General features: G+C 43.1%; 1 pseudogene. It reads left to right on the top strand.

What is annotated here, in order from left to right:
* Positions 1-176 precede the first annotated feature (176 nt).
* Positions 177-534: pseudogene (rpsK, locus tag LQ50_RS24150) on the top strand (30S ribosomal protein S11).

Genomic DNA, 534 nt, shown 5'->3' with positions numbered 1-534 from the left:
TATGCACCGGTTCTTTCGGATTTACTCACAGATAATTTTAGGTAGCAAAATGGAGTGAGCATCCGGTTCGGCTTAAAACAGTACGGATAATTTTAAAACGATTACCTCAGTTATTTAAAAAATAGGCAAAAGCACAACAACAAACCAGCGCAAAAGCCGCTGCAAAGAAAAGAGTAGTGAAGGTTGACGCCGCTAGGTGATGCACACATCACAGCAAGTTTCAACAACATCATCATCAGCTTAACAAACAAACAAGGTCAGGTTATTTCCTGGAGCAGCGCCGGTAAAATGGGCTTTAAAGGTTCCAAGAAAAACACACCTTATGCTGCACAGGTAGCATCTGCGGAAGCTGCTAAAACAGCTTTTGATGCAGGTTTAAAGCGTGTGGATGTTTACGTTCAAGGCCCAGGTAGTGGTCGTGAGAGCGCTATCCGTGCATTGGCACAAAGCGGTATTGAAGTAACTTCTATCAAAGACGTTACACCTTTGCCACACAAATGGTTGCCGTCCTCCTTAAGAAGAAGAAGAGTATAA

This window comes from Halalkalibacter okhensis (genome assembly GCF_000787375.1).
GTDB classification, from domain to species: Bacteria; Bacillota; Bacilli; order Bacillales; family Bacillaceae_D; genus Halalkalibacter; species Halalkalibacter okhensis.
Note: the sequence above shows the minus strand (reverse complement) of the source record. Positions and strands in the feature narration are given on the sequence as shown.